The sequence below is a fragment of the Mucilaginibacter sp. genome, assembly GCF_036383575.1.
Classification (GTDB): domain Bacteria; phylum Bacteroidota; class Bacteroidia; order Sphingobacteriales; family Sphingobacteriaceae; genus Mucilaginibacter.
Map to the genome: position 1 here is coordinate 1 of NZ_DASVOB010000193.1, position 5,237 is coordinate 5,237.

General features: G+C 38.7%; 7 protein-coding genes. 4 read left to right on the forward strand and 3 right to left on the reverse strand.

Annotated features, from left to right (window positions below):
* Nucleotides 1-168 precede the first annotated feature (168 nt).
* Together VF500_RS07025 and VF500_RS07030 are read right to left on the reverse strand one after the other, a co-directional pair.
* Nucleotides 169-1,344, reverse strand: a complete 1,176-nt coding sequence (locus tag VF500_RS07025) for a glycosyltransferase family 2 protein (RefSeq protein ID WP_330858986.1) — start codon at nucleotides 1,342-1,344, stop codon at nucleotides 169-171.
* Nucleotides 1,341-2,264: a glycosyltransferase family 2 protein gene (locus tag VF500_RS07030; protein WP_330858987.1), complete on the reverse strand. Its 924-nt coding sequence runs from the start codon at nucleotides 2,262-2,264 to the stop codon at nucleotides 1,341-1,343. The genes VF500_RS07025 and VF500_RS07030 overlap by 4 nt, the downstream gene beginning before the upstream one ends.
* Before the next feature lie 77 nt (nucleotides 2,265-2,341).
* On the opposite strand from VF500_RS07030, the gene VF500_RS07035 reads away from it, so the two are divergent.
* The 4 genes from VF500_RS07035 to VF500_RS07050 are packed head-to-tail and all read left to right on the forward strand — an operon-like array spanning nucleotide 2,342 to nucleotide 4,895.
* The gene (locus VF500_RS07035) at nucleotides 2,342-2,842 is read left to right on the forward strand and encodes a hypothetical protein (protein ID WP_330858988.1); all 501 of its coding nucleotides are present in this window, start codon (nucleotides 2,342-2,344) and stop codon (nucleotides 2,840-2,842) included.
* A gap of 11 nt (nucleotides 2,843-2,853) precedes the next feature.
* Nucleotides 2,854-3,990 (forward strand): fused response regulator/phosphatase, encoded by a 1,137-nt coding sequence (locus VF500_RS07040; protein ID WP_330858989.1) that lies wholly within the window; start codon nucleotides 2,854-2,856, stop codon nucleotides 3,988-3,990.
* Nucleotides 3,991-3,994: 4 nt separating this feature from the next.
* A complete protein-coding gene (locus tag VF500_RS07045) occupies nucleotides 3,995-4,330 on the forward strand; it encodes an STAS domain-containing protein (protein WP_330858990.1) in 336 nt (111 codons plus the stop codon).
* 13 nt (nucleotides 4,331-4,343) lie between these two features.
* Nucleotides 4,344-4,895 carry a hypothetical protein gene (locus VF500_RS07050; RefSeq protein WP_330858991.1) on the forward strand — a complete coding sequence of 184 codons (552 nt, stop codon included), beginning with the start codon at nucleotides 4,344-4,346 and terminating at the stop codon, nucleotides 4,893-4,895.
* Between the two features lie 3 nt (nucleotides 4,896-4,898).
* Here the strand turns inward: VF500_RS07050 and VF500_RS07055 are convergent.
* A partial coding sequence (locus VF500_RS07055) for a hypothetical protein (protein ID WP_330858992.1) occupies nucleotides 4,899-5,237 on the reverse strand: 339 nt, incomplete at its 5' end.

The following is a 5,237-nucleotide window of genomic DNA, read 5'->3' on the forward strand; positions in this document are numbered from 1 at the left end:
GCGGTCGAAATATACTTTTTAATTAGTTGACAGGTAATTTAAAAAGCAGCTGAAGATAGATTTTTTTGATCTAATCTTCTTTTATCATCAATTATTTTACGGTATGTTTTTATCTGTTCAATATATTAAACTATAAAATAATTATCTTCTTAACTTATAATCAATGTTTTACTGCTTTCGTTGTACTTTTTCCCAAACTGCGCTTTGCTTAGTGCTAAAATAACGGATGATACCAGCCAGCACTGCATAGTTCATAACACAAAAATAATAGGGGATAAAAAGAACTTTTATGCGCAGCTGCCGCTTTTCCATTACCATGCCAAGCAATGCCAGCAAGTAAAACAATACCTGTGCCAATAATAGCCCCTGCATGGCTGTTTCTCCCGATTCAAGGGCAAGAACGATGTTTAAAATAAATGATAATATAAGCAGGAAAGGGGTTATTGTCCACCGTAAAACCCGGTGACTGATATATTGAAACGATAGAATTGGGTAGGGGAATGGGTTAAATAATTTTTTAAGCCTTAAAATAGATTGTATCCCGCCGGCAGCAATCCTTACTTTTCGTTTTAACTCTTCCGAAACATTTTCTGATGCTGTTTCGGTAGCGTATGCATCAGGCTCGTAAATAATGCGGTAGCCTTTAGCAGCTATCAGCATCGAGATCATAAAATCATCAAGCACCGTATCCGGCTCAACCGGCTGATATAATGAACGGCGTACACTAAACAGTTCACCCGCTGCCCCCACAACCGAATACAGTTCTGAGTCCCATTTTTTAAGGGCGGATTCATATTTCCAGTAAAAGCCCTCACCTGCCGCACTGGCATCTGCGTTCTCATCAATATGCACCCGTTTTTCGCCAGCCACAGCACCAACTGTTACGTCGCTGTAATGCCTGCATATCTTTATTAAGGCATCCTTATTTAAAAATGTATTGGCATCGGTAAAAACAACGGCATCGGTATCAACATATTCCATGGCACGGTGTACAGCAGCTATTTTGCCTGCCCGTTCGGGCTTGTGCAGTAATTGTATCTGTGGGTACCTGGCAATAATATCAGGGGTTTTGTCTGATGAGCCATCGGTAACAAAAAGCAGTTTCAGTTTTCCTTCGGGATAATTGAGTTGCAGACTGTTGCTGATCTTCTGTTCAATAAAATATTCTTCGTTGTAAGCGGCTATGATCAACGTGCAGGAAGGAAGCACATCCAGGTTTTCTGCAGGGAGAGGTTTCAGGCCTTTAAAAATCCTCTTGATCCTGATGATCAGGTAAAGGAAGATGCCGTATCCTGCAAAAGTGTAAAAAACAATAAAAAGACTTATGGCTAAAATTATTTTCATCCTATGGTATTAATGGGGTATCCTAAATTGCTACTGTTTTTTGAATGGGTGAAATTCCACCATACTGCTTTCAACAGCATGGGAATAAATCCGTATTGTTTTTCTTTAATGTAATTAACCAGGTTGCGGGGCACCACAAAAAGCAGAAAATAAAAGTAAAAGAAGATCTTTTTGAACAACGGGGCATTCCGGCGGATAAACAGGATCCGATTGCGGTTCATAAAATATTCTTTAAGCTTGCTTTTCTTGCCTACCGAAACGGATTCTTTATGGTAAATAAGGGCATCGGTACAAACCCAGGCCTTAAAACCTGCTCTTATGATATGTTCGCACCAATCAACCTCTTCATAGTACAGGAAGAAGTTTTCGCACATCATACCTGCTTTTTCAATCGCCTCTTTCCTGATCATCATGGCGGCCCCATGGCAGTAGGCAGTAGGGGTTGTAATATGATCAAACTGGCCTTCATCTTTCTGTTTTAGACCTATGACGCTATTGCGACATGTGTAATAGTTCATGGGGGTGTAGCCGGCGTACTGTATCAGGTTTTTATCACTGAAATATTTGATCATCGGCGATAGCATTCCTACCACATTATTATCATCCATCACACCTGCAAGTTTTTCAACCAATCCGGGGGTAAATTCGGTATCATTGTTCACCATGAAAATATAATCGCCGGTTGCAACTGTGAGCCCAAGGTTATTACCGCCTGCAAAACCAAGGTTAACTTCCGAACGGACAAATATAATATCAGGATATTTCATTCTCCAGCCCGGAACCGGGTCTATTTTACTTGCATTATCGACAACAATTATTTCTATATTATTATAAGTACTCGTATTTTTAATCGATAATAACATTTCTTCGGTGACAGAAGGCTGATTAAAATTTACAGTAACAACAGAAACTTTTTTCATTTATAAGGGGTTATTATCAATATTGCTTTTTACGGCTAATATCAGCAAAAGTTAACCAATTATATCACTATATTCCTTTGAAGAATAACCTACCAAATGATGATGAGTCATTGCTTAACATAAAAGCTGATGAACTTATACAACTGCTAAAAAAGGGGAATATTGATAAAGAACACATTAGAGTCATACAGCAAAAAATAAACAGCGCAATTGAGCTTAATGCTCCTCTGCAGAAATTTGATGTTTTTAGTGGATTAGACCAGGATCAAAGTCGCCTGGATATGGTAAATAACCTTGAGCTTTTGCTTGCCCAACACCCGGTTGACAGCAGGGAATCCAAAAAATACCTGATCCACGAAAAGTTAAAGCGCGTTGTTTTGATAGGAATTGCTGTTACCATGATCATACTCGGTTTAGCCATGATCATCATGCCGGCACCACCATATTTTGAAATGTTTACCATTTTTTATTTTTCGAAAGATGACGGTATAACTTTAATGGATGTTATATCCGTTTTAATCGTATTAACAGGTGTATATTTGTTTATAAACGCCGTACTCCGGAAAGTCAATTCCTGATTGCTAAAATTATGCCGAAACCTCCAAAAATACTCCTGGTTGATGACAGCCCTCTCATTTTGATGGTTATAGGTCAGGCTTTGGAAAAAGATGGCTTTGCCACGCGCAGGGCGGCTAACGCCGAGGAAGCTATGGCATTACTTAAAAATGAGAGCCCCGATCTTATTTTGTCGGACTATCAGATGCCCGGAACCGATGGTTTTGCATTCAGGCAAAGCTTAATGGCTATACCCGAGTATAAAAATATCCCTTTTATGTTTTTGACATCTGTTACTGATCATGCGCATATGATAGCGGGGATCAGCCTGGATGCTATTGATTACATTGATAAGGATACGCCCATTGCCTTTATTATTTCAAAGATCAATAATTATCTGAACAGCATCCGCGAACGGCACGAACATACAATAAGGGAACTGAGCAGCGCAGCGATGGCGCTGAATTTATATTCCGTTCCGCAGGAAACACCTCGCATCAATGGTTTTGAAATAGATTTCTGGCATAAATCATTTGAGAATTATCCTGGCGGAGATTTTATTGACGCCATATCGATCAATAACAGGTATACTTTTATTATCCTGGGCGATGTTATGGGGAAAAAATGGGGGGCCTGGTTCTTTTCATTTGGTTACCTGAGCTATATAAGGGCAGCTGTACGGTTATGTGTTTCGGAAGGAGATGTATCAACCCAAAGCATCATGCAGAAAATAAACTCTGTTATTTATCATGACCCGGTTGTGAGCGAGGTTTTATCGACACTTTCACTTATAATGATTGATTCAGAGAATGAAACACTAAGTTATACCGGAGCAGGCGATTTACCGCTGTTGTACTTTAGCCATTCCGAAATGAAGCTTAACATGATCGGCTCATCGGGATTATTACTTGGCATCAGTAAAGAGGGCGGGTTTGACGAACATTTGTTTACTATGCAGCCAGGTGATCAGTTGATGCTGATAACCGACGGATTAATCGACAAGGAGACAGCGGCAGGAAAGAAAACAGACCTGAATAGTTTTATTAATGAAGTTGCAAAATATCTTGGTAAAGCAGATTCATTCGCCACTTTAAAAAATGATGGCTTCTTAAACGAAAAAGCAAGAGAACAAATTGACGATTGCAGTTTAATATTTATTCAAAAAAAATAGCTAAATGATATTACAAACACATCTGCTCGATAGTGCATTAATTGCAGATATACAACTTAAAGAGGCTAATTTGGCAAATTCTGATCAATTTAAATCAGAATTGATTATCTTGATTAATAATGGAAATAAATATATTATTGTAAATTTTGAGCAGGTAATATATATTGATAGTTCTTTTTTAGGTGCATTGGTATCGGCACTTAAACTGACCATGAATAATGGGGGAGATATTGCCGTAGTTGGTTTAAATAGCGATATCAGATCATTGTTTCAATTAGTGCGGCTTGATAAAGTGTTTAAGATCTATACAAATACACAGGAGGCTTTAACCGGGGCATAAACAAATTACTATTTTGAAAAAGTTTGTTTTCAACAATGAAACCGAAGGTATTTATCCTTTAACCGTACAGATCATCAGCTATATACAAAATATAGCAAAAGATATTGTTGATGACGACGCGGGGTTCAGGATAAAAATTATCCTGCTTGAGCTGCTCACCAATTCGCTCAAGCATATGGGGGACGATGTTACCCGGATCGGGATCGATCTGAAAAATGACAAACTATATATAAGTAAACAGGACAAGGGAAGGCCACTGGAAATTAATACCCGACAGGCATTGCTAACCTGGCCGCTAACACAAAGCAAGTTTACTCAAAATGAAATTGCTATTTATGGCGATGACTTCGGCACATTAAAAGGGCGGGTAAAAAACAGTAATCAGCTGGAGTTTTTTACCGAAGATTTTGACGTAAGATATGTTGACAGGGAAACCATTATGGGATTAAATGAACATTATGGCCTGATGATCATTGCGCGTGCCAGCGATGCATTTAACTACAAGCATAAACCCGGTACAGGTGTAAATACTTTTACCTCGGTAATTGAACTTAAACAGCGATAAATATTACTGTGTAATTTTCTGAAAGCGTTTCTTAATAGTCAGGAAAGGTTTCTCATATCCAAAATAGGATAAGGATGCCAACCCAATGGCGCAAGCTATAGTAGCCACATATATGATAATGTTCTGCATTGCCATGTTCATTGTAGGGATATAACGATGTACAAGATACAGGATCAAAAACAAGGGGTATTTATGCAGCAGGTAAATGCCGTATGAGATCTGCCCGATGTAATCAAGTGCTTTACTTTTTATAGTGTAAATACTGGTTTCAGCCTGGCAAAGATTAACAATAAGCAACGATGAGATAATAGCCAGCGGTACATCGCCATGAGGAATATCGTG